The organism is Thalassospiraceae bacterium LMO-SO8 (assembly GCA_031655335.1).
Taxonomy (GTDB): domain Bacteria; phylum Pseudomonadota; class Alphaproteobacteria; order Rhodospirillales; family Casp-alpha2; genus UBA1479.
Window position 1 is genome coordinate 889,685 of the sequence record CP134226.1, and the last position, 20,777, is coordinate 910,461.

20 protein-coding genes are annotated in these 20,777 nt (G+C 64.9%); 11 read left to right on the forward strand and 9 right to left on the reverse strand.

The features are described 5' to 3' along the window. Positions 1-24: 24 nt before the first annotated feature. From RJ527_04295 to argH, 4 genes are all read right to left on the reverse strand, one after another. Positions 25-2,703 carry a TIGR02302 family protein gene (locus RJ527_04295; GenBank protein ID WND76970.1) on the reverse strand — a complete coding sequence of 893 codons (2,679 nt, stop codon included), beginning with the start codon at positions 2,701-2,703 and terminating at the stop codon, positions 25-27. Positions 2,704-2,835: 132 nt separating this feature from the next. Continuing rightward, positions 2,836-4,101, reverse strand: coding sequence for a diaminopimelate decarboxylase (gene lysA / locus RJ527_04300; GenBank protein ID WND76971.1), 1,266 nt, complete (start codon positions 4,099-4,101; stop codon positions 2,836-2,838). 55 nt (positions 4,102-4,156) lie between these two features. After that, positions 4,157-4,396 carry a hypothetical protein gene (locus RJ527_04305; protein WND76972.1) on the reverse strand — a complete coding sequence of 80 codons (240 nt, stop codon included), beginning with the start codon at positions 4,394-4,396 and terminating at the stop codon, positions 4,157-4,159. Between the two features lie 40 nt (positions 4,397-4,436). Continuing rightward, positions 4,437-5,867: an argininosuccinate lyase gene (gene argH / locus RJ527_04310; protein WND76973.1), complete on the reverse strand. Its 1,431-nt coding sequence runs from the start codon at positions 5,865-5,867 to the stop codon at positions 4,437-4,439. Positions 5,868-5,930: 63 nt separating this feature from the next. On the opposite strand from argH, the gene RJ527_04315 reads away from it, so the two are divergent. Both RJ527_04315 and RJ527_04320 read left to right on the forward strand, forming a co-directional pair. After that, complete coding sequence (locus tag RJ527_04315) at positions 5,931-6,560, forward strand: TlpA disulfide reductase family protein (GenBank protein ID WND76974.1); 630 nt, start codon at positions 5,931-5,933, stop codon at positions 6,558-6,560. Positions 6,561-6,616: 56 nt separating this feature from the next. Beyond that, complete coding sequence (locus RJ527_04320) at positions 6,617-6,943, forward strand: hypothetical protein (protein ID WND76975.1); 327 nt, start codon at positions 6,617-6,619, stop codon at positions 6,941-6,943. Positions 6,944-7,053: 110 nt separating this feature from the next. Here RJ527_04320 and RJ527_04325 read toward each other — a convergent pair whose 3' ends face one another. Next, positions 7,054-7,518 (reverse strand): DUF1127 domain-containing protein, encoded by a 465-nt coding sequence (locus tag RJ527_04325; GenBank protein WND76976.1) that lies wholly within the window; start codon positions 7,516-7,518, stop codon positions 7,054-7,056. Positions 7,519-7,786: 268 nt separating this feature from the next. Here RJ527_04325 and RJ527_04330 point away from each other — a divergent pair, with 268 nt between their 5' ends. Next, a complete protein-coding gene (locus RJ527_04330) occupies positions 7,787-9,595 on the forward strand; it encodes an aminopeptidase P family protein (GenBank protein ID WND76977.1) in 1,809 nt (602 codons plus the stop codon). Here RJ527_04330 and RJ527_04335 read toward each other — a convergent pair whose 3' ends face one another. Further along, on the reverse strand, positions 9,596-10,117 hold the full coding sequence (locus RJ527_04335) for a class I SAM-dependent methyltransferase (protein WND76978.1): 522 nt from the start codon (positions 10,115-10,117) through the stop codon (positions 9,596-9,598). It abuts the gene before it with no gap. A gap of 90 nt (positions 10,118-10,207) precedes the next feature. Here RJ527_04335 and RJ527_04340 point away from each other — a divergent pair, with 90 nt between their 5' ends. Both RJ527_04340 and RJ527_04345 read left to right on the forward strand, forming a co-directional pair. Beyond that, complete coding sequence (locus RJ527_04340; protein WND76979.1) at positions 10,208-10,636, forward strand: hypothetical protein; 429 nt, start codon at positions 10,208-10,210, stop codon at positions 10,634-10,636. Positions 10,637-10,714: 78 nt separating this feature from the next. Beyond that, positions 10,715-11,299: a TetR/AcrR family transcriptional regulator gene (locus RJ527_04345; protein ID WND76980.1), complete on the forward strand. Its 585-nt coding sequence runs from the start codon at positions 10,715-10,717 to the stop codon at positions 11,297-11,299. Between the two features lie 18 nt (positions 11,300-11,317). On the opposite strand, the gene RJ527_04350 is transcribed toward RJ527_04345, so the two are convergent. Together RJ527_04350 and RJ527_04355 are read right to left on the reverse strand one after the other, a co-directional pair. Beyond that, the gene (locus RJ527_04350; GenBank protein ID WND76981.1) at positions 11,318-12,103 is read right to left on the reverse strand and encodes a DUF2971 domain-containing protein; all 786 of its coding nucleotides are present in this window, start codon (positions 12,101-12,103) and stop codon (positions 11,318-11,320) included. A 208-nt stretch (positions 12,104-12,311) separates the two neighbouring features. Continuing rightward, positions 12,312-14,339 (reverse strand): protein meaA, encoded by a 2,028-nt coding sequence (locus tag RJ527_04355; GenBank protein ID WND76982.1) that lies wholly within the window; start codon positions 14,337-14,339, stop codon positions 12,312-12,314. A 226-nt stretch (positions 14,340-14,565) separates the two neighbouring features. Between RJ527_04355 and ccrA the strand changes: the two genes are divergently transcribed. From ccrA to RJ527_04370, 3 genes are all read left to right on the forward strand, one after another. Then, positions 14,566-15,846, forward strand: coding sequence for a crotonyl-CoA carboxylase/reductase (ccrA, locus tag RJ527_04360; protein ID WND76983.1), 1,281 nt, complete (start codon positions 14,566-14,568; stop codon positions 15,844-15,846). A gap of 46 nt (positions 15,847-15,892) precedes the next feature. After that, positions 15,893-17,566 carry an acyl-CoA dehydrogenase family protein gene (locus RJ527_04365; protein WND76984.1) on the forward strand — a complete coding sequence of 558 codons (1,674 nt, stop codon included), beginning with the start codon at positions 15,893-15,895 and terminating at the stop codon, positions 17,564-17,566. Between the two features lie 143 nt (positions 17,567-17,709). Then, positions 17,710-18,075 carry a hypothetical protein gene (locus tag RJ527_04370; protein ID WND76985.1) on the forward strand — a complete coding sequence of 122 codons (366 nt, stop codon included), beginning with the start codon at positions 17,710-17,712 and terminating at the stop codon, positions 18,073-18,075. Between the two features lie 2 nt (positions 18,076-18,077). Here the strand turns inward: RJ527_04370 and RJ527_04375 are convergent, their stop codons facing one another. After that, the gene (locus RJ527_04375) at positions 18,078-18,785 is read right to left on the reverse strand and encodes a ribonuclease activity regulator RraA (protein ID WND76986.1); all 708 of its coding nucleotides are present in this window, start codon (positions 18,783-18,785) and stop codon (positions 18,078-18,080) included. 106 nt (positions 18,786-18,891) lie between these two features. Here RJ527_04375 and RJ527_04380 point away from each other — a divergent pair, with 106 nt between their 5' ends. The 3 genes from RJ527_04380 (at position 18,892) to RJ527_04390 (ending at position 20,765) form a co-directional block, all read left to right on the forward strand. Continuing rightward, a complete protein-coding gene (locus tag RJ527_04380) occupies positions 18,892-19,089 on the forward strand; it encodes a twin transmembrane helix small protein (GenBank protein ID WND76987.1) in 198 nt (65 codons plus the stop codon). A gap of 30 nt (positions 19,090-19,119) precedes the next feature. Next, positions 19,120-19,704, forward strand: a complete 585-nt coding sequence (locus tag RJ527_04385; GenBank protein ID WND76988.1) for a cob(I)yrinic acid a,c-diamide adenosyltransferase — start codon at positions 19,120-19,122, stop codon at positions 19,702-19,704. A 179-nt stretch (positions 19,705-19,883) separates the two neighbouring features. After that, positions 19,884-20,765 carry a 3-hydroxybutyryl-CoA dehydrogenase gene (locus RJ527_04390; GenBank protein WND76989.1) on the forward strand — a complete coding sequence of 294 codons (882 nt, stop codon included), beginning with the start codon at positions 19,884-19,886 and terminating at the stop codon, positions 20,763-20,765. Positions 20,766-20,777: the final 12 nt, after the last annotated feature.

Sequence of the window (20,777 nt, forward strand, 5' to 3'; positions counted from 1 at the left end):
GGCCTTCCCCGTTGATTGCAAAAATCAGAACTGCTTGAGCAGGCGGTCGATGTAGTCGCGTTCCAGCGGCGGGCGTTGGCGTTCGCCCGAGCGCTTGCGCAGTTCATCGAGGATTTCCCGGGCCCGGCGCATTTCCATGCGTGACGGCACGTCGACGTCGCCGTCGACCGAGGCGCCGAAGGCCCCGCCCGAACCGCGGCCGAACGGGTCCTGGCCGCGGCCGGGCCCGCGTTGACCTTGCTGTCCGGGGCGCAGGCCGAGCTGCGGGCCGAACTGCTGCGCCATCTTTTGCGCCATCTGGTCCTGGGATTTCTGTAGATGTTCCAGGGCTTCCGTCTGATTGGGCACCGCATTGCCCGGCTGCCCCTTGCCGAGGGCCCGCGACGCCTCGCGCATGGCGCGCTCCGCCTGGCCCATTTCGCCCGGGATGTTGCCCAGCATTTCATCCATTTGCAGCATCAGGTCCCCCAACGCCCGGCGCAGGGCTTCCTGCTGAGCACGGCCTTGCAGGTTGGGATCACCGCCCATGCCCGGCCGGGGCGGACCGTCGGGACGGGCCTGTTGCCGCTCACCTTGTCCGTCGCCCGGTTGCTGGCCCTGGCCTTGCTGCGGCCCCTGGCCGGGGCGCCTTTCGCCCTGGCCCTGGTTGCCGTCCCGCGGCAGCGGCATGGCGCCTTCCGGGCCCTGGCGGCCGCGCGGCGTGAGGCGGTCCTGCTGGGCGCGCTGAAAGGTTTCGTCAAGCAGGCCGCGCTGGCGTTCGGTCAGCTCGCGCAGCCCGTCCATCAGGCGTTTGGCCTCGGACATCTGTTGCTGTTCCTGGGGCGCCATGGCCATGCCGCGGCGAATTTGGTCGAGCGCCTTCTGCAATTGCGCCAGCATCTGGCGGGCCGCGTCCATGGCGCCGTTCTTGGCCAGTTCACGGGCCCGGTCGAGCATGTCCTGCAGGTCGCGGCTTTGCAGCGATTGCATGTTGGGGTCGAAGGCCGGCAGGTCCTTGAGGTCCTGGCGCGTCAGCTGCTCGGTCAGCGCCTTGAGGTATTCATCCAATGCTTGGCGCAACTGCTCCATCAGCTGTTGAACTTCCTGGGAATCCGCGCCGTCCCGCATGGCCTTCATGACCTTGTCCTGAAGATCCATGAGTTCCCGTTCGGCGACGGCGAAGTCGCCGTCCTCGATGCGCAGCGCCGTATCCCACAGAAGCTTCTGGACACTGGCGATCTCCGTATCCTTGTCGCCGCTGTGCAGCAGCCGCGCGCCGGCCACGTTGATGGCGAGGAACACCACCGTATCGTTGAAAAAATGGTCGGGCTTATGAAGCAGGTCTTCCAGAACCTCGACCACTTCGGTGATCACGTCGGGCGAAACATCGGACAGCTTGCGCCGCTGTTCGACCAGCGCGCGCGCGACCGGATGATTGAAGGTGCGCTGCGGCAACAGGAACTTCAGGTCCTCGCTGGCGCCGACCTGACCGCGGCCGTCCGTGGCCTCGATGCGGCCGACGACCTCGATCCCCGCCCAGGGATGGGCGCTCAGATCGTGGACGCCGACGCCCTGGGTCAGCACGGTCCCGGGCTCCGCCAGCGGCAGGGCGAGGCGCACGATCTCCTCGCCGCCGGGAACGGGGCGGCCATTGGGATGGCGGATGGTCAATTCCACGGAGGCCAGGCCGTAATCGTCCTTGGCCTCGAACTCGGTCTTGAACGACGCCCGTCCGGCCTGTGACGGCTTGGCGATGAATTCCGCCGTCGGCGGGGTATCCGCGACCACGATCAGGGGCCAGGCCGCAAGCCCGCGCCCGGCGACGGTGATGTTGATGTCCTGAGCACCCGGCGTGTCGAGCAGGGTTTCCAGGCGAAAGCTGCCGGCCTCATGGCCGCTGCCGATCGGGATGAAGGAGGTTTCGACGCCACCCAAAGCCAGGTCGGGGGTGCGCCCAACGCCGCTGGCCTGAGCCAGCAGGGTCGAGCCCTGGGGCACCGATATGGCGGCGGCGGACGGCCGGTCGCCGGGCGGCGGCACCTTGCCGCCACCGTTCAGTTCCAGATAGATCGGCGCCTGACGGGTATAGGCGGGGGGCGTGATCCACACGGACAGGCTGAGCTGTTGACCCATGGCCGCCGCCCCCAAGGGGGTCATGGCCCGCAGCAAGCGCCCGCCCGCATCGTGTCCGCCGACGGCGATGCCGAGCACCAACAGCACCAGCAAGGGGGCGCGGAACGCCCGGGGGTCATGGCCGGCCACGTCCGGCGACGGCGCCCCCAGCCGCATGCCGGCGATGCGTCCGGCCATGCGGTCACGGTGGCGCTGCCACAGGCGGCGGGCCAGGCGGTCGTCCATGCCGGCCAGCAGCCGATCATCCAGGGTCGCGAGGGGGCGATGATCGAAGCCGCTGTCGTCCTCCAGCCGGTGACGGGCGGCGGCGCGGCTGACCACGGGCAGGTTTTCCCATGCCCGGCGCAGGGTCAGGGCCAGGCCCCCGGCGAAGGCGACCAGCACGATGCCGTGCAGCCAGTGCGGCAGATAGGGAAGGATGTCGAGCAGGGCCAGGCCGACGAACAGAGCAAGGACGGCCAGCACGGGCCAGGCCAGCGGCCAGATTCTTTCAAAGAAAATCACGGCCCGCGCCAGCGGCAGCAGCAGGCGGTAGCGCAGACCCAATCCGGTGTCCGTCCGGCCGGTCGCCGGTGACGGCGCATCCAGCATGCGGCGGGCTCCTTTCAACCCCGAGCGGAGGCGCGTGCCCACGCTCCCCTTAAGATTGGGGCCGCCTGTCGCGGCCCGCAACAGGAATCTGACCGCCACGGAGCGGAACGGCGGGACGCCCGGGGACGGACGTCAGCCTTCCAGCCAGGGCGGCAGGCTGTCGAAGGCCATGAATTCTTCCGGCTCGACACGGCGGCGGACCACGGCATGGTCGCCGCCCGATACCAGAACTTCGGGCACCAGGGGCCGGCCGTTGTAGGTCGAGGCCATGACGGCCCCATAGGCGCCCGCGGACCTGATCGCCAGAAGGTCGCCCGGCTTTACGGCGGGAAGATGGCGCTGCACGGCGAAGGTGTCGCCCGTCTCGCAGACAGGTCCAACGACATCGACAGGATGGCGGTCGCTGCCCGGCGCCGGTTCCGCCACCGGCACGATGGCGTGATAAGCGTCGTAGAGGGCCGGGCGGATCAGATCGTTCATGGCCGCGTCGACGATCACGAAGCGGCGGGTCGAACCGTCCTTGGCATAGAGCACGCGGGTCACCAGCACACCCGCGTTGCCCGCGATCAGGCGCCCCGGCTCAAACGTGACATGACAGCCGAGCGACCCGACGACGTCCTTGACCATGGCGCCGTAATCGGCCGGCGGCGGCGCCTGTTCGTCGTTGTAGGGAATGCCGAGCCCACCGCCCAGGTCGAGGCGGCGGATGTCGTGACCCCGAGCGCGCAGGTCGAGGGCGACGTCGCGCAACCGCTCATAGGCCCGGCGGTAGGGCTCCAGATCGAGCAATTGGGAGCCGATGTGGACGGCGATGCCGCCGGCATCGATGCCCGGCAGATCGCGCGCCTTGGCGTAAACCTCCGGCGCCCGGTCCCAATCGATGCCGAACTTGTTTTCCGCCCGGCCCGTCGTGATCTTGGCGTGGGTCTTGGCGTCCACGTCCGGGTTGATGCGGATCGCCACCTGGGCGGTCATGCCCTTGGCCGCCGCGACCTGGGACAGGGCGACCAGTTCCGGTTCGGACTCCACGTTTATCTGATAGAGCCCGGCGTCCAGCGCCTGGGCCATTTCGGCCTGGGTCTTGCCGACGCCGGAAAACACGATCTTCGACGCCGGCACGCCCGCCGCAAGGGCGCGCAACAGCTCGCCGCCGGACACCACGTCGGCCCCCGCCCCCAACCGCGCCAGGGTCTTGATGACGGCGACGTTGCCGTTGGCCTTGACCGCGTAACAGACGGTGTGGTCCAGGCCCGCGAGGGCATCGTCGAATACCTGGAAGTGACGCTCCAGCGTCGCCCGCGAATAACAATAGAACGGCGTGCCCACCTGGTCCGCCAGGTCGGCAAGGCTCACGTCCTCGGCTGACAACAGCCCGTCTTTGTAGGTGAAATGGTCCAAGGGTCGGTTTCCGGTCTTTATTCAGCGGCGGGCCCGATGAGCGGGCGCGGCCGGGTTATCTGGTGCGGTCCGGGATCGTGTCCAGTTTGAGGAACTGGGATCTGTCCACGGGCTCGGCGTCGCCTTCGGCCGGTTTCACCGGCACAGGGTTCCGTTTTTCCGGCGGGAAATAGGGATAGCCATGGGGAAATTCCGATCCCGGCGGATGCTTCGGCTGGTTCTTGCGCCCACAGGCCGTGAGCCCGGCGACCGTCAGGCCGGCAAAAAGCGTCGAAAGGAACTGTCTGCGTGTCATCGCGTCCGATCTTCCCGAATGTCCAACCGCGTCCCGGACCCTAGCCCAGGAACCGCGCGCGCGCATCCTTGGCCTGGGCGCGCACGTTGTCCGGCGCCGTGCCGCCGTAACTGGTGCGGCTGGTCACGGAATTCTCGACGCCAAGCACCGAATATACGTCCTCGGTGATGGCCGGGTCCACTTCGCGCATGTTGGCGATGCTCAACCCCTCAAGTTCGCAGCCCTTGGCTTCGGCCATGGCGACAAGCGAGCCGGTCACATGATGGGCCTTGCGGAAGGGCATGCCCAGCACCCGGACCAGCCAGTCGGCCAGATCCGTCGCGGTTGAAAAACCGCGCGAGGCGTCGGCGGCCATGCGGGCCTTATTGAACTTGACGTCGCGCACCATGCCCGCCGTCGCGGCCACGGCCAGGGCGACGTTGTCGGCGGCGTCGAACACGGCCTCCTTGTCTTCCTGCATGTCCTTGCCGTAGGTCAGCGGCAGGCCCTTCATGACGATGACCAGACCCTGAAACGCGCCCGCGATGCGCCCGACCTTGGCGCGCACCAGCTCGGCCGCGTCCGGGTTGCGCTTTTGCGGCATGATGGAGGATCCGGTCGAAAAGGCATCGGTGAACTGGGCGAAGCCGAACTGCTGCGAGCACCAGATCACCATCTCCTCGGCGAAACGCGACAGATGCACGGCAAGGATCGTCGCGGTCGAGAGAAATTCGAGCGCGAAATCCCGGTCCGACACGGTATCGAGCGAATTGGCCGTCGGCCGGTCGAAGCCGAGCGCCGCCGCCGTCATGTGGCGGTCGATGGGGAACGAAGTTCCGGCCAGCGCCGCCACGCCCAAGGGGCATTCGTTCAGCCGTTTGCGGGCATCCATGAGGCGGCCCCGGTCGCGGCCCAGCATTTCCACATAGGCCAGCAGATAATGGCCGAGGGTCACCGGCTGCGCGCCTTGCAGGTGAGTGAAGCCGGGCATGACGGTCGCGGCCTCGGCCTCGGCGCGCTCGATCAATGCCGCCTGCAGGTCCTTGACCCCCGCGTCGAGCGCATCGATGGCGCCCCGCACCCAAAGCTTGAAGTCCGTCGCCACCTGATCGTTGCGTGACCGCGCCGTATGCAGGCGGCCCGCCGGTTCACCGATCAGCGCGGCCAGGCGGCTTTCCACGTTCATGTGGATGTCTTCCAACGCGCGCTTGAATTCGAAGTCGCCCGCGGCGATTTCCGCCTTCACGGCGGCCAGGCCGTCGGCGATGGCGTCGGCGTCGGCTTGCCCGACGATGCCTTGCTTGGCCAGCATGCGGACATGGGCGGTCGATCCGGCGATGTCCTCGTTCGCCAGCCGCTTGTCGAATTCGATGGAGGCGTTGATTTCCTCCATGATGGCGTCGGGACCGGCGTCGAAGCGCCCGCCCCAGATGGTCGAGGCGCCGGAAGCGTCGTTTCCGGTCGATCCGGACTTGCCCGTAGTGCGCGCCATGGCTATCTCCTTAAGTCCAAGGCGATGGTGTAGACGATCAACGTAAACGGACAGTGAACCCGCATGGCGACCCGGACGAAACCCCAGACCACCCGTAATGCCCTTGCACCCGCCGCGTTCCTGCGGGCCCTGGCCACCGCCGTCTTGTTGAGTGGGGCGATTTTCATCATTCCCGGCGGCATTGCAAGGGGGGCTGAGACAGCCTGTTCCGCGCCGCCGCCGGCCTTGGCCAAGTTCAAGACGGCGGATCCGGCGGGCGCGCCCGTGACGGAAGCGTTTCAGACCGCGGGGGGCGCCCCCGTCACCATCGCCGAACGGACCCGGGGCAAGGGGGCCGTGATCAATTTCTGGGCCACCTGGTGCGCCCCCTGCATCAAGGAAATGCCGCATTTGGATGCCTTGAAGGCGGATCTGGCCCAGGACGGGATTCCGGTGATCGCCGTCAGCCAGGATCGCGGCGGCCTGGACGTGGTCAAACCGTTCTACGACAAACAGGGATACAAGAACCTGGCGATCCATCTGGACCCCAAAGGCACCTTCGCCCGCGCCAACAAGGTGCGCGGCCTGCCGACGACGATCCTCTATGACGCCGAGGGCCGCGAAAAGGGCCGCCTTGAAGGCATCGCCGAATGGAATGCGCCGGAGGTCAAAGCATTCATCCGCGCCTGCCTGAGCGGCTCCAAAGGCGGCTGAGCGGCGATCCAGCCGCCCTGGTTTATCACCGGCGGCGAACGCGCTAGGATAACGCCATGACAACACAAAGCCTGAAGTTCATTTGCGCGGGTGCCCTGGTGCTGGGCCTTGGTGCGTGCAGCGTCACCGAATGGACCCTGCCCGGCGGGTCCGAGGACCAGCTTGCCTTCGACCGCCAGGAATGCCGGTCCCTGGCCCGGCGGGAGACCGACCGCATCCTCAAGCGCCAACCCCTGCCGCAGCCCGATTCAGGGCCGCTGATCGGCAGCGAATACGATGCCGCCATGGCGCGCTATGACATGTCGCGCCAGAGCGACCGGATGTTCGTGTCCTGCATGGAAAACCGCGGCTACCGGCGGACCAGCCGGTCGCTGTTCGACTAGGCATCGGCCGGTGGGCCCGGCGCACGGCTCATGCCATCGATGCGGATAAACAAAAACGGCGGCGCCCCGCGTTGGGCGCCGCCGTTTTCTTGTTCGCGAGTCGCGCTGGCTTAAGCGGCCAGGCGATCGTTGCCGCGGCCCGTCGGCTGCGTCGCCGCCGGAACGAGGTAATAAAGTTCGGCCGCGCTGCGGGTGGAACTCGGCACCCGGTCGTTGCCCGAGAAGGCGCCGGCGACGAGAGCGGAAATGTCGTCGCGGCGGATGCCGATGTCACGCAGCATGCGGTCGTCGAGGGCCAGCAGCTGGCGGCGCATGGCGCTACGGCGCAGGCCGACGATCACGCTCTGGATGAGGGACTGCACGCCGTTGACCAGCGGCAGGAAATAGCTGTCTTCCTGCATGAGGGCGGGCTGCTGGAACAGATCCGGCTGAACCACGTCCGCCGCCTTGCGGCGAGCCGGGGAAATGGCCTGGATCGCCTTCTTGATCCCGCGTGCGAAGGCTTGCGCCCGCAGCACACGGGCTTGTTCGATGAGGTCCTGAACGGACAGGTCGGTTTGGCTGTAGGGCGCCATGGTCGTTACTCCTGAATTGATGCCGTGGGCGGGCCCTTTATGGACATTGCCGGCGACGTGTTGAGCGAAACCTATGCCTGTCCAATTCATGCGAAAACCGCAAATGCTGCACCGCAGCATTGCACTAAACGCATGACTGAATGTGCGGAATATCACCGTCAGCCCCCGCCCCCGCATGTCTCCGCTTGCCACCCGGGCCGGGGCTTCCTAGCTTGTCCCCATGGACGCATCATCATCCGCCAAAACCCGCCGGGGAAATTCCCGCACCGTGGGAACCCCGCCGCCCGCCGCCGGGCACCTGACGCTGCTGCGCGCCGAACTGGCGAAACGGGGCCTCGACGGCTTCATCGTGCCGCGCGGCGACGAACACCAGGGCGAATACGTCGCCCCCCGCTCCGAACGCCTGGCCTGGTTGACCGGGTTCACCGGATCGGCCGGGATGGCGGTTGTGCTGACCCGCCGGGCGGCATTGTTCAGCGACGGCCGCTACACCCTACAAGCCGCGAAACAGGTCGATGGGGGCCTGTACGACCTGCGCCACATCACGCAGGAACCCGCCGTCGACTGGATCGCCCAGACCCTGCCCAAGGGCGGCAAGCTGGGATACGACCCCTGGCTGTTGACCCCGGCCCAGGTGCCCCGGTTCCGCGAGGCCTGCCAGCAGGCCGGCGGCGAGCTGGTGCCCGTGGACGGCAACCCCATCGACGCCGTCTGGGCCGACCAGCCCGAACGCCCCGCCGCCCCCGTGCGCGCCCATCCCCTGAAGTACGCGGGGCTGGGATCGGCGGACAAGCGGCGGACCGTCGCCACGATGCTGAAGTCCCAGGGTCAGGACGCCCAGATCCTGTCGGCCCCCGATTCCATCGCCTGGCTGTTGAACGTGCGCGGGACCGACGTGCCGCGCACGCCCTTGGCCCTCAGCTTCGCCGTGATCCACAAGGACGGCTCCGTCGACTGGTTCATCGACCCGGCCAAGGTGCCGGCGGCTGTGACGCGCCACCTCGGCAAGGACGTGCGCATCAAGACGCCGGACGCCCTTGGCCCCCTGCTCGACCGGCTGGCCGCGAAACACGCGAAAGTCCGCATCGACCCCATGGCCGACCCCATGTGGATCGCCGCCCGTCTGGCCGACGGCGGGGCCGTGGTCGAGCGCGGCCCGGACCTGTGTATCCTGCCCAAGGCCTGTAAGAACGATACGGAAATCGCGGGCATGCGCGCCGCCCATCTGCGCGATGGCGCCGCGGTGGTGAAATTTCTCGCCTGGCTGTCGGCGGAAGCGCCCCGAGGCGGGATCAGCGAGCTGGACGCATCGGACCGGCTTTATGCCTTCCGCAAGGAAAACGACCTGATCCGCGACCTCAGCTTCGACACCATTTCCGGCAGCGGGCCCAACGGCGCCATCGTGCACTACAAGGCGACCCCGGCGTCCAACCGGCGGCTGCGGCCGGGCGACGTCTATCTGGTCGATTCCGGGGCTCAGTACCTGGACGGCACCACGGACATCACGCGCACCGTCGCCATCGGCCCGAAAACCCCGCCCCGGGAAGCCCGCACGCGCTTCACCCTGGTGCTCAAGGGTCATATCGCCCTGGCCCGGGCGCGCTTTCCCAAGGGCACCACGGGCTCGCAGTTGGACCCCCTGGCCCGCCAGTTCCTCTGGGCCGAGGGCCTGGACTTCGACCACGGCACCGGCCACGGCGTCGGCAGCTACCTTAGCGTCCACGAAGGCCCGCAACGCATTTCCAAGGCCCCCAGCACGGTCGCGCTGGAGCCCGGCATGGTGATCTCGAACGAGCCCGGATATTACAAGACCGGGGCCTACGGCATCCGCATCGAGAACCTTGTCCTGGTCACCGCCGCCACCGCGCCCCGAGGGGCGGAACGCGATGTCCTGGCGTTCGAGACCCTGACCCTGGCCCCCATCGACCGCGACCTGATCGAGGTGACGCTGCTGGACACGGCGGAACGGGACTGGCTCGACGCCTATCACGCGCGGGTCCGCAAGTCCTTGTCGCCCCTGGTCGACGCCAAGACGCGGGCCTGGCTGAAACAGGCGACGGCGCCGCTCGACGGCTAGTCACTTGCGATACAGATAAACCGCCGAGCGGTGCAGGTCGTCGACCCGCGCTTCCTTCACCGGCGTCCAGCCCGGCAGGGCGAAGGCGTTGGACAACACCCAGGCGCCCGGTTTCAGACCGCCTTCCAACCGGGGGGCCAGTCTGGCCATGGCCGGCGGGCAGAGAAAGCAGACCGCGAGATCGGCATCCGAGAAATCGGTCTTCATGACGTCGCCAAAGCGGACCTCCAGGTTGGCCGGACCGAACAGGGCCCGGCGCAGGCGGCAGATCGCCCAGGGCAGGGGCGAAACCTCGGTCGCAACGATGCGGGCATCGGGAAACCGCCGGGCAAGGGCCGTCGCCAGGCCGCCCCATCCGGCACCCAGTTCGTGAATACAGCGCGGTTCAAGGCCCTCGGTCATCGTGAACATGCAGGCCCGGACGGCGGGGGATGTCGGCATCGGCGGCACCCCGGTCCGAACGGTCCCGGCAAGGATCAAGGCAATGGCGGCAAGCACCAGAAAAAGGGCTAAAAATTCCATCGACAGGCCCCCTTTTCGCCGTCACATTACCGGCCCATATTAGGATCATCTTCGGAATTCAGCCGGATTTCCGGAGCAAGAGAAGAAAACATGTTCTTTTTTAATACAGCAAAGAAAATGAGCCAATTGGGCAAGCCGGTTGATCCCAACTGGGTGCGCAATGAAAAGGGCAAGTTTTTCCGCTTCATCAACCTGAACCCCCAGGAACAGAACCTGGAGGGACAGACCGCCGTGTTCATCATCTGGCACGGCGGCGTGCGGCCCGCCTGGGTCTATGTCGGCACCTCGCGCAACCTGGCCCGCGACCTGCAGGAGTGCAAGGAGAACGAGGACATCCTGTATTTCGAACGGTTCGGCGGCCTGTTCGTCAGCTGGTGCTACATCAAGAAGGAATTTCAGGCCGGCGCCGCGCGCTATCTGATCCAGATCGCCAAGCCGCAGGTCGACAATCCGCTGGCGCCGTCGGCCGCCGTCGATGCGATCCCCGTCATGCTGCCGGGCGCCAAACCGACCGTTTGATCCCCTTCAATCCAACCCCGCCGCGCCTTTTCCAACAAATCGATTGACGCGGCGAACCAGAACGAAAATTCTGATTATATGGCCCGCACCCGTGAATTCGATCCCGACGACGCCCTGGACAAGGCCATGCGCCTGTTCTGGGAACGCGGATTTCAGCATACCTCGATGGAGGACCTCGTCCGCCATACGGGCGTCAGCCGCTATGGCCTGTACGGCACCTTCGGCAACAAGGATGCGATCTATCATCAGGCGCTGATGCGCTATATCCAGATCAAGAAGGACGAAATGCGCCGGGCCCTGCGCGCATCGGGCGCCGGGCGGCAGGCGCTCGAGGCCTATTTCCGCGATATCGAGGCATTCGTGTCCTCGGACGAGGGCCGCAAGGGCTGCATGGTCTACAACACGGCGGCGGAACTGGCCCCCCATCATCCGGAACTGGCCGAGTACCTGCGGGGACTTCACGCCGAGGTGCGCGATTTGTTCGAGCAGGTCATCCGCAACGGCCAGACCGCCGGCGACATCCGCACGGACATCCCGGCCGCCGACCTTGCCATGGCCCTGTTCACCATGGAGCAGGGCATGGCCGCCCTGAACCGCGGCGGCACGGCCATCGACGACCTGATGTCCTGCTATGACACCTATCTGAAGTTTCTCGACGGTTGATACTTGGACTCTTGTAGCCTATCGCAAAGGTATGTTCGATACGAAGACTCTGCTTTCTGGTGACTCAACACCAGCGTCCCCTAGTAGCATTGTAAAAGCCTCACGTAAGGCATCAGGAAATTCAGTGGGACCAATGATAATTCTATCGATCAATTGTGGGATTTCAGCGCCGACAAACCCTTCATCCGGATAGTCTTTCAACGGGATTTTATACACCGGTTGAGGAACTCCATTTATCACTTCAACAGATTTGACGAGTTTATCAGACGCTCCTAAAAACGGAGAGTATATCACCCTCCATTCGCGCTCTTCCTTAAAACCAGGATGTTTTGTGCTGTATATAGAAAACCTCAACATTTCAAATGCAAAGTTAATTATATAATCTTTTGGTATTTCTTTTAAAAATTGAATATTATTTTCTATGTTTAATATTATTTCGTTAAATTTATGCTCGAATTCATCTTCAGCAAGATATTCAACTGGGCTAGTGTATGCCTTTAAAGCATCACTTGGGCTTAAAAACGGCGTATTGTTTAGTACTATTGCGACACCAGTACTTTCACTATACGCCCGCCACATAGACAATCGCCCAAATTTATCCTCGTCATCTAAGTGCTCTGAGACGCATGCAATATAGCTCTCTGTCTCGAAGTACCTCCACCACCCGTCAGCTAATTTCTCAAACTCTTCAGCCATACCCGGGTGGATATCATTCAATAACTCTTTAAATCGTTTGCCGATATCTCCGTTATATGCCCGCCTTAAACAACTTTGGCCATGAACGACTTCTGAAAAGTCGTTCATACAATTTGTTTTCCGCATCCAAACTTCTTGGTTTGAAAGTATACTCATCGCCGCATTTGCGTTCGTGTAATGCACCAAACGCATGCGAGATACAGACGCCTTTTGCATCCGTTCAAACGCAAACGGATGGAAAATGCGTGAAGCTCGTTCGAAATCGAAAGACTGATGGCTCATCAACTAAGTTTAGCACACTTTGCTTAACTCAAGATCACTCCGCCGCAGTCTTCAGCCCTTCCGCCGCCAGATCGACGATCTGGTCCATGATCGCCGTCAGGTCGTAGTCCTTCGGCGTGTAGACGCGGGCGACGCCCGCGGCCTTCAGGGTTTCGGCGTCGGCGGGCGGGATGATGCCGCCGGCGACCACGGGAATGTCGTCCAGGCCCTCGGCCCGCATCAGATCCATCACGTCCGTGACCAGGGCCACGTGCGATCCCGACAACACCGACAATCCCACCACATGCACGGCCTCGTCCCGCGCGGCGGCGACGATCTGTTCGGGGGTCAGGCGGATGCCTTCGTAGACGACCTCCATCCCCGCATCACGGGCGCGAACCGCGATCTGCTCCGCCCCGTTGGAATGACCGTCGAGCCCCGGCTTGCCGACCAGAATCTTGATGCGGCGGCCAAGGGCGGATGACACCTCCTCGACCCGCTTGCGCACGGCCGTGATATCGCCGGCCGCCCCCAGGGCGGCGCCGGAAATCCCCGTCGGCGCGCGGTATTCGCCGAACACGTCGCGCAAGGCCTGGCCCCATTCGCCCGTGGTCACGCCCGCATGGGCGCATTGGATCGAGGGCTCCATGATGTTGGCGTCGGATTTCGCGGCCTCGGTCAGGGCCTTAAGCGCCGCCTGCACCTTGGCGTCATCCCGCGATTCCCGCCAGGCGTTGAGCGAGGCGATCTGCGCCGCCTCGACCTCGGGGGCGACGGTGACGATGGCGCCGGACTCCCCAACCAGGGGCGAGGGCTCGGCCTCCTTGTACTTGTTGACGCCGACCACGATCTGCTCGCCCGCCTCGATGGCGGCCAGGCGCTTCGCGCTGGCCTCGACCAGACGCTGTTTCATGTAACCGGCCTCGATGGCGTGGACGGCGCCGCCCATGGCGTCGATTCGGGCAAGCTCGTCTTTCGCCTGTTGTTTCAAATCGTCGACCTTGGCGTCGATTTCCTTGGAGCCGTCGAAGATGTCGCCGAATTCCAGCAGGTCCGTCTCGTAAGCCACGATCTGCTGCAACCGCAGCGACCATTGCTGATCCCAGGGCCGCGGCAGGCCAAGCGCCTCGTTCCAGGCCGGCAACTGCACGGCCCGCGCGCGGGCGTTCTTCGACAGGGTCACGGCGAGCATTTCCAGCAGGATGCGGTAGACGTTGTTTTCCGGCTGCTGCTCGGTCAATCCCAGGGAATTGACCTGAACCCCGTAACGGAACCGCCGGTATTTCTCGTCCTCAACCCCGTAGCGGTCCCGCGTGATCTCGTCCCACAGTTCGGTGAACGCGCGCATCTTGCACAGCTCGGTGATGAAGCGCATCCCGGCGTTGACGAAGAACGAGATGCGCCCGACCAGACGCGGGAAATCGGCGTCCGCCACCTGGCCCGAGGCCTTGACCGTATCCAAAATCGCCTGCGCGTTGGCCAGCGCATAGGCCAGTTCCTGAACCGGCGTCGCCCCCGCCTCCTGCAGGTGGTAGGAGCACACGTTGACCGGGTTCCACTTGGGCACCTCGCGGCAGGTGAAGGCGATGGCGTCCGACGTCAGGCGGAGCGACGGCGCCGGCGGAAAGATATAGGTGCCGCGCGAGAGGTATTCCTTCAGCACGTCGTTCTGCGTCGTGCCCGCCAGGTCGGCGCGCTTGGCCCCCTGGCGTTCGGCGGCGGCGATGTAAAGCGCCAGCAGCCAGGCCGCCGGGGCGTTGATGGTCATCGACGTGTTCATCTGGCCGAGCGGAATGCCGTCGAACAGCTGCTGCATGTCGCCCAGGTGGGAAATCGGCACGCCGACCTTGCCGACCTCGCCCTTGGCGAGCGGATGATCGGCGTCATAGCCGGTCTGGGTCGGCAGGTCGAAAGCGACGGACAGGCCCGTCTGCCCCTTTTCCAGGTTCGAACGGTACAGCGCGTTCGATTCCTTGGCCGAGGAATGGCCCGAATAAGTGCGGAACAGCCAGGGCTTATCCCGCGCCACCGCCTGTTGCGCCGCAGCGGATCCGCCTTTTGCGTCTGCTAATTCGCCACTCATAGCCTTCTCCTTGAAATGACAGAAACTCGCCATTCTCTAAAAATTATTGTAATTTTATTTCGTATCTAAATCACAAAACGAAAGATAGAATTTTGTGCATTGCGAAGAAAATGTAAAGCGGATATGACCAATAGGACAACAAAAATGGCCGCATGCCGAACAATAAGATACAGGCGAAAACGCGGACCGTTGGGGATGGCGTAACTATGTGGAGAAGGAGGCAGCAATGTCGGATGCCGCCGAAGTGATCGAATTGAACCCGAACCAGCCCACGAAAGACCTGTACGAGGTCGGCGAAATCCCGCCGCTGGGTCATGTCCCGAAACAGATGTACGCCTGGGCGATCCGCAAGGAACGCCATGGCGAACCCGATACCGCCATGCAGGTCGAGGTCGTGGACGTGCCCGAACTGGACAGCCACGACGTGCTGGTCATGGTGATGGCCGCCGGCGTCAACTACAACGGCGTGTGGGCCGCGCTCGGCACGCCGATCTCACCCTTCGATTACCACAAGGCGGAGTACCACATCGCCGGCTCCGACGCCGCCGGCGTGGTCTGGGCCGTGGGCTCCAAGGTCAAGCGCTTCAAGGTCGGCGACGAGGTCGTGGTCCATTGCAATCAGGACGACGGCGACGACGAGGAATGCAACGGCGGCGACCCCATGAACTCGCCGTCGCAGCGCATCTGGGGATATGAGACCCCGGACGGGTCCTTCGCCCAGTTCTGCCGCGTCCAGGACCGCCAGTGCATGCACCGGCCCAAACATCTGACCTGGGAGGAAAGTGCCTGCTACACCCTGGTCCTGGCCACCGCCTACCGCATGCTGTTCGGCCATCGCCCGCATATTCTGCGCCCCGGCCATAACGTGCTGATCTGGGGGGCGTCCGGCGGCCTGGGGTCCATGGCGGTGCAGCTTTGCGCCGTATCCGGGGCCAACGCCATCGGCGTGATCTCGGAGGAAGACAAGCGGGAATTCGTGCTCGGCCTGGGCGCCAAGGGCGTGATCAACCGCAAGAACTTCAACTGCTGGGGCCAACTGCCCGAGGTCAACGGCCCGGGCTTCAAGGAATACATGGCCGAGACCCGCAAGTTCGGCAAGGCGATCTGGGAGATCACCGGCAAGGGCAACGACGTCGACTTCGTGTTCGAACATCCGGGCGAGGCGACCTTCCCCGTCAGCTGCAACATCGTCAAGCGCGGGGGCATGGTCGTGTTCTGCGCCGGCACCACGGGCTACAACCTGACCATGGACGCGCGCTTCGTGTGGATGCGCCAGAAACGCATCCAGGGCAGCCACTTCGCCAACCTGATGCAGGCGTCCCAGGCCAACCAGCTGGTCATCGAACGGCGCCTGGATACCTGCATGTCCGAGGTGTTTTCCTGGGACGACATTCCGGCGGCGCACATGAAGATGCGCGCCAACCAGCACAAACCCGGTAACATGGCCGTCCTGGTCCAGGCCAAGCGGCCCGGCTTCCGGACCCTCGAGGACTGCATTTCGGCTTAACGCCCCTTCGGCGGCAAAGCCGCCCGATGATTTAAGGAGACGCGTCATGGACGCCAGCGGACCCAGCGGCGGCATCCTGCTGCCCGACCTTCTGACCCTTTGCCGCGCGGCGCAGACCGCCACCGACGACGTGTTCGCGGCCGCCCGCCGCCGCGTCACCGACATGTGCAGCGAAAACGGCAAGGTGTCGGGCGCCCTGGTCGATGCCAATCAGGTGGCGGCCCACGGCCTGTCCTGGCTGGCGACCTATGTCGAGGGCCTGCGCCAGATGCTGGGCTGGGCCGAACGCCTGGAGGGCGCGGGAGCCTTCGGCGAGATGGAACAGATGATGGTCCAGGCCGCGTTCGGCGAATACCTGGCCCAGATCAAGGGCGGCATCGCGCTGTCACAGGTCGAAATCGTGCGCCCGGCGGACCTGGGCCTAAATGCGGACGACCTCGCTCCCCTCGACGCCGCCGCCGCCAAAGCCCTGATCGCGGGCGGCAACACGCCGGCCCTGCGTGCCCGCATGGGCGAGATCATGGCCGAGGGCCATTTCGGCGCCCTGGGCCTGGACGACGAAATGCTGGACATGGTGCGCGACCAGTTTCACAAGTTCGTCGAGGATCAGGTCATGCCCCATGCCCATGAATGGCATCTGGCCGACAACCTGATCCCCATCGAGATCGTCGACCAGATGGCGGAATTGGGTGTGTTCGGCCTGACCGTGCCGGAAGAAGGCGGCGGCCTCGGCATGGGCAAGATCGCCATGTGCGTGGTCACGGAAGAACTGTCCCGCGGCTATATCGGCGTCGGCTCTCTCGGCACCCGTTCGGAAATCGCGGCGGAACTGATCCGCCTGGGCGGCACCCCGGAACAGCAGGCCCATTACCTGCCCAAGATCGCGTCCGGCGAAATCCTGCCGACGGCGGTGTTCACGGAACCGGGCACGGGCTCGGACCTGGCGTCCCTCAAGACCCGCGCGGTCAAGGATGGCGACGTCTACAAGGTGACCGGCAACAAGACCTGGATCACCCATGCCTCGCGGTCGGACCTGATGACGCTCTTGGTCCGCACCAACCCGGACGAGCCGGGCTACAAGGGCTTGTCCATGTTGTTGGCGGAAAAGCCGCGCGGCACGGAGGACAACCCCTTCCCCGCCCCCGGCATGTCCGGCGGCGAGATCGAGGTTCTGGGCTACCGGGGCATGAAGGAATACGAGCTCGGCTTCGACGGCTTCGAGGTGCCGGCGGGCCAGTTGCTCGGCGGCGTCGAGGGCCAGGGCTTCAAGCAGTTGATGGCGACCTTCGAAAGTGCCCGCATCCAGACCGCGGCGCGCGCCGTCGGCGTGGCGCAGAACGCCATGGAACTGGGCCTGCAATACGCCCTGGAGCGCAACCAGTTCGGCCGCGCCATCCATGCCTTCCCCCGCGTTCACGGCAAGTTGGCCTGGATGGCCGTGGAAACCATGATCGCCCGCCAGCTTACCTATTTCGCCGCCCGCGAAAAGGATTCCGACCGGCGCTGCGACATCGAGGCCGGGATGGCCAAGCTTTTGGGTGCGCGCACCGCCTGGTCCAACGCCGACAACGCGTTGCAGATCCACGGCGGCAACGGCTATGCCATGGAGTATCCGATTTCGCGGGTACTCTGCGACGCCCGCATCCTCAACATCTTCGAGGGCGCCGCCGAAATCCAGGCCCAGGTCATCGCCCGCGGCCTGATGTCCGGGCGCAACTAGAACTCTCCACTCAACCGCCAGTTCCCGTCCCTGCGGCCTGTCGCCGCAGGTTGGCCCGATCCTTGCTTTCTCACGATGAGTTCCTGTGTAACCGCCTCCGAACATCCTTCGGCCGGCGGCCCGGCAAAAGTGAGGTTAAAGCCATGAGCATCGAAGAAGTTCGCCATTATTTGGACGCGTTGGACACCCTGAGCCAGGAGATTCGGCAATCTCCAGAATTCGCGATCATCCCCGGCCGATTGAGCCGCGCGGAGCTGCGGCATCGTTTCAATTTGCATCGCGCGTTGACCGACCTGCTTCATTACGCGACCATTCACATGGTCCGCGCCGATGCCCACGACTACGATGTGGAAAGCGAGCGATGGATTCTCAACGCCCTGGACAAGGCGTCGGCGGACATCCGCGAGAGCCTTGCCCGGCCTGTGTCGGCCGACGTGCGGACCCTTGTCCAGCGGTCCCAGAATCTGGTCAACCAGATTCTCGCCGACATCCACACAATCGCCGCCTGAGATCAGGCGTCTTCGGGATCGCGCCAGCTTTCGTATTCCTTCTGGGTTTCCGGACTGGGCGGATAGACGCCGATGATCGGCCGGCCCGCCTGGATCTTTTGTTTGGCGAAGCGCTCGAACCGTTCCTGGGCGACGCCGTCGGCCGCGACCTCCGCCGCCATATCGCGGGGAATCACGACGACGCCGTCGCCGTCGGCCTTGATGATGTCGCCGGGGATGACGGCGACCCCGCCGCAGCCGATCCGGGTTCCCGTGTCACCGGCCGCAAGCCCCACGATATGGGCCGGGGCCGCCGGTCCCGCCGCGAACACCGGCAGGCCCACGGCGATGGCCTCGGCCGCGTCGCGCACGCCGCCGTCGGCGACCACCCCGGCGACACCCCGAACCTTCAGCCGTTCCAGGATCAGGTCGCCCAGCACCGCCGTTTCCGCATCGCGCCTTGCGTCGATCACCAGCACGGCGCCCTCGGGGACATCCTCGATGGCGTGGCGCGGCACATAACCGTCCGCCCCCAGAACGGCGGGGGCCGACAGATCCTCCCGCGCCGGAATGAAGCGCAGGGTGAAGGCCTCGCCCAACAGCGGTTTGACCGGCGCGTTCAAGGGCCGCACCCCCGCCATGACGACCCGCCGCAATCCCCGCTTCAACAACTGCATGGACACGGTGGCGACGGAAATACGTTCCAGGTTTTTGCGGGTTTCTGCGTCCATGGCGGGGCTCCTTAGGTCTGGGACAGTCCGGCATCTTAGCCGCGGGCATCGCGAAACGACCGGGAAAATCGGTGACGCCCGCCAGCGAAAGGACTATATCTCGGAAATGGAAGGGTTCTTCACGATCCTCATCGTCATCGCCCTGGCGCTGACCCTGCTGGTGCTGTTCGTCGGCATCGGCGCCTTTGCCGTGGGCGGCAAGTTCAACGCGAAATATTCCAACAAGCTGATGCGTGCCCGCGTGCTGATGCAGGGCATCGCCATCATTCTGTTCGCCGTTCTCATGCTGCTGAGCGGCAAATAGGCGCCCATCCGGCGCGGGAGGACGCATTTCTTGGTTACCTTGTCGAAGATCTACACCCGAGGCGGGGACACGGGCGCAACCTCGCTGGGCTCCGGCGACCGGCGGCCGAAGCACGACATCCGGGTCGCCGCCTACGGCACCGTCGATGAGGCCAATTCGGTGATCGGCCTGGCGCGGCTCTACACCGGGCCGGGGGGCAGCGACGCGGATGCCGCGGCCGACGCCATGCTGGGCCGCATCCAGAACGACCTGTTCGACCTGGGCGCCGACCTGTGCACGCCCGAAGACGGCAGGCGGTCCGAGGGCGCGCTGCGCATCCAGGCCTCGCAGGTCGCGCGCCTGGAGACCGAGATCGACGCCATGAACGCGGATCTGGAGCCGCTGAAATCCTTCATTCTGCCGGGCGGGCGGGCGGCGGCGGCGCACCTGCACCATGCCCGCACGGTGGCGCGCCGGGCTGAACGCCTGATCACCGAACTGGCGACGGCGGAGGCGATCAACGCCGAGGCCGTGAAGTACGTCAACCGCCTGTCCGATCACCTGTTCGTGCTGGCCCGCCGGCTCAACGACGGCGGACGCGCGGACGTTCTTTGGGTCCCCGGGGCGACCCGCTGAGCCCACCGGAGAGCCTTTGCGTCCGGGCCGTTCATTACCTTGGAATCATGTATACCAAAGGGCCGAACGGGCCTTGACCACCCCTGGGGGTAAGCCTATTGTGCGAGTGCGAACAGCCTGATTCCGGCATAAAGACCGGAGCGGGGCCGTGCGCACCGGAGTGTGGAGATTAGAAAATAATGTCGGATAAGATTAAGAAGATCGGCGTCATCGGCGCCGGCCAGATGGGCAGTGGCATCGCGCATGTGTGCGCCCTGTCGGGGCGCGCCGTCTACATGCTGGACGTCAGCGACGACGCCTTGAAGCGGGGCATGCAGACCATCGAGCACGGCATGAGCCGTCAGGTTGAACGCGACCTCATCTCCGCCGACGAAATGAAAAAGGCGTTGCCGCTCATCAAGACCGGCACCGATTACGCCGGCATGAAGGATTGCGACCTCGTGATCGAGGCCGCCACGGAAGACGAAGAGGTCAAGAAAGCGATCCTGCGCTCCCTCGCCGACCATCTGGGCGACAACACGATCATCGCCACCAACACGTCCTCCATCTCCATCACCCGCCTGGCGGCCCAGACCGACCGGCCCGAGCGCTTCGTCGGCATGCACTTCATGAACCCGGTGCCGCGCATGGATCTGGTCGAACTGATCCGCGGCATCGCGACCAACGAAGAAACCTTCGCGGTGATCCGCGAGTTGACCACGGACCTGGGCAAGAAGCCGGTCAACGCCGAGGATTTCCCCGCCTTCATCGTCAACCGCATCCTGCTGCCGATGATCAACGAGGCGATCTACACCCTGTACGAAGGCGTCGGCTCGGTCGAGGCCATCGACACGGCCATGCGGCTCGGCACCCGCCATCCCATGGGCCCGCTGGAACTGGCCGACTTCATCGGCCTGGACACCTGCCTGTCGATCATGCACGTGCTGCACGACGGCCTGTCCGATTCCAAGTACCGGCCCTGTCCGCTGCTGGTGAAGTACGTGGAAGCCGGCTGGCTCGGCCGCAAGACCGGCCGCGGGTTCTACGACTATTCCACGGAAGTTCCCGTTCCGACCCGCTGATCGTCCGCCGGA

Bases quoted from the DNA above. Each gene is read 5' to 3' on its own strand.
- RJ527_04390 (WND76989.1), top strand. From the start codon at position 19,884: ATGTCGGATAAGATTAAGAAGATCGGCGTCATCGGCGCCGGCCAGATG.
- RJ527_04315 (WND76974.1), top strand. From the start codon at position 5,931: ATGGCGACCCGGACGAAACCCCAGACCACCCGTAATGCCCTTGCACCC.
- RJ527_04295 (WND76970.1), bottom strand. From the start codon at position 2,703: ATGCTGGATGCGCCGTCACCGGCGACCGGCCGGACGGACACCGGATTG.
- RJ527_04355 (WND76982.1), bottom strand. From the start codon at position 14,339: ATGAGTGGCGAATTAGCAGACGCAAAAGGCGGATCCGCTGCGGCGCAA.
- RJ527_04365 (WND76984.1), top strand. From the start codon at position 15,893: ATGGACGCCAGCGGACCCAGCGGCGGCATCCTGCTGCCCGACCTTCTG.
- RJ527_04335 (WND76978.1), bottom strand. From the start codon at position 10,117: ATGGAATTTTTAGCCCTTTTTCTGGTGCTTGCCGCCATTGCCTTGATC.
- argH (WND76973.1), bottom strand. From the start codon at position 5,867: ATGGCGCGCACTACGGGCAAGTCCGGATCGACCGGAAACGACGCTTCC.
- RJ527_04345 (WND76980.1), top strand. From the start codon at position 10,715: ATGGCCCGCACCCGTGAATTCGATCCCGACGACGCCCTGGACAAGGCC.
- RJ527_04305 (WND76972.1), bottom strand. From the start codon at position 4,396: ATGACACGCAGACAGTTCCTTTCGACGCTTTTTGCCGGCCTGACGGTC.
- RJ527_04380 (WND76987.1), top strand. From the start codon at position 18,892: ATGGAAGGGTTCTTCACGATCCTCATCGTCATCGCCCTGGCGCTGACC.
- RJ527_04340 (WND76979.1), top strand. From the start codon at position 10,208: ATGTTCTTTTTTAATACAGCAAAGAAAATGAGCCAATTGGGCAAGCCG.
- RJ527_04320 (WND76975.1), top strand. From the start codon at position 6,617: ATGACAACACAAAGCCTGAAGTTCATTTGCGCGGGTGCCCTGGTGCTG.
- RJ527_04375 (WND76986.1), bottom strand. From the start codon at position 18,785: ATGGACGCAGAAACCCGCAAAAACCTGGAACGTATTTCCGTCGCCACC.
- RJ527_04325 (WND76976.1), bottom strand. From the start codon at position 7,518: ATGGCGCCCTACAGCCAAACCGACCTGTCCGTTCAGGACCTCATCGAA.
- RJ527_04370 (WND76985.1), top strand. From the start codon at position 17,710: ATGAGCATCGAAGAAGTTCGCCATTATTTGGACGCGTTGGACACCCTG.
- ccrA (WND76983.1), top strand. From the start codon at position 14,566: ATGTCGGATGCCGCCGAAGTGATCGAATTGAACCCGAACCAGCCCACG.
- RJ527_04350 (WND76981.1), bottom strand. From the start codon at position 12,103: ATGAACGACTTTTCAGAAGTCGTTCATGGCCAAAGTTGTTTAAGGCGG.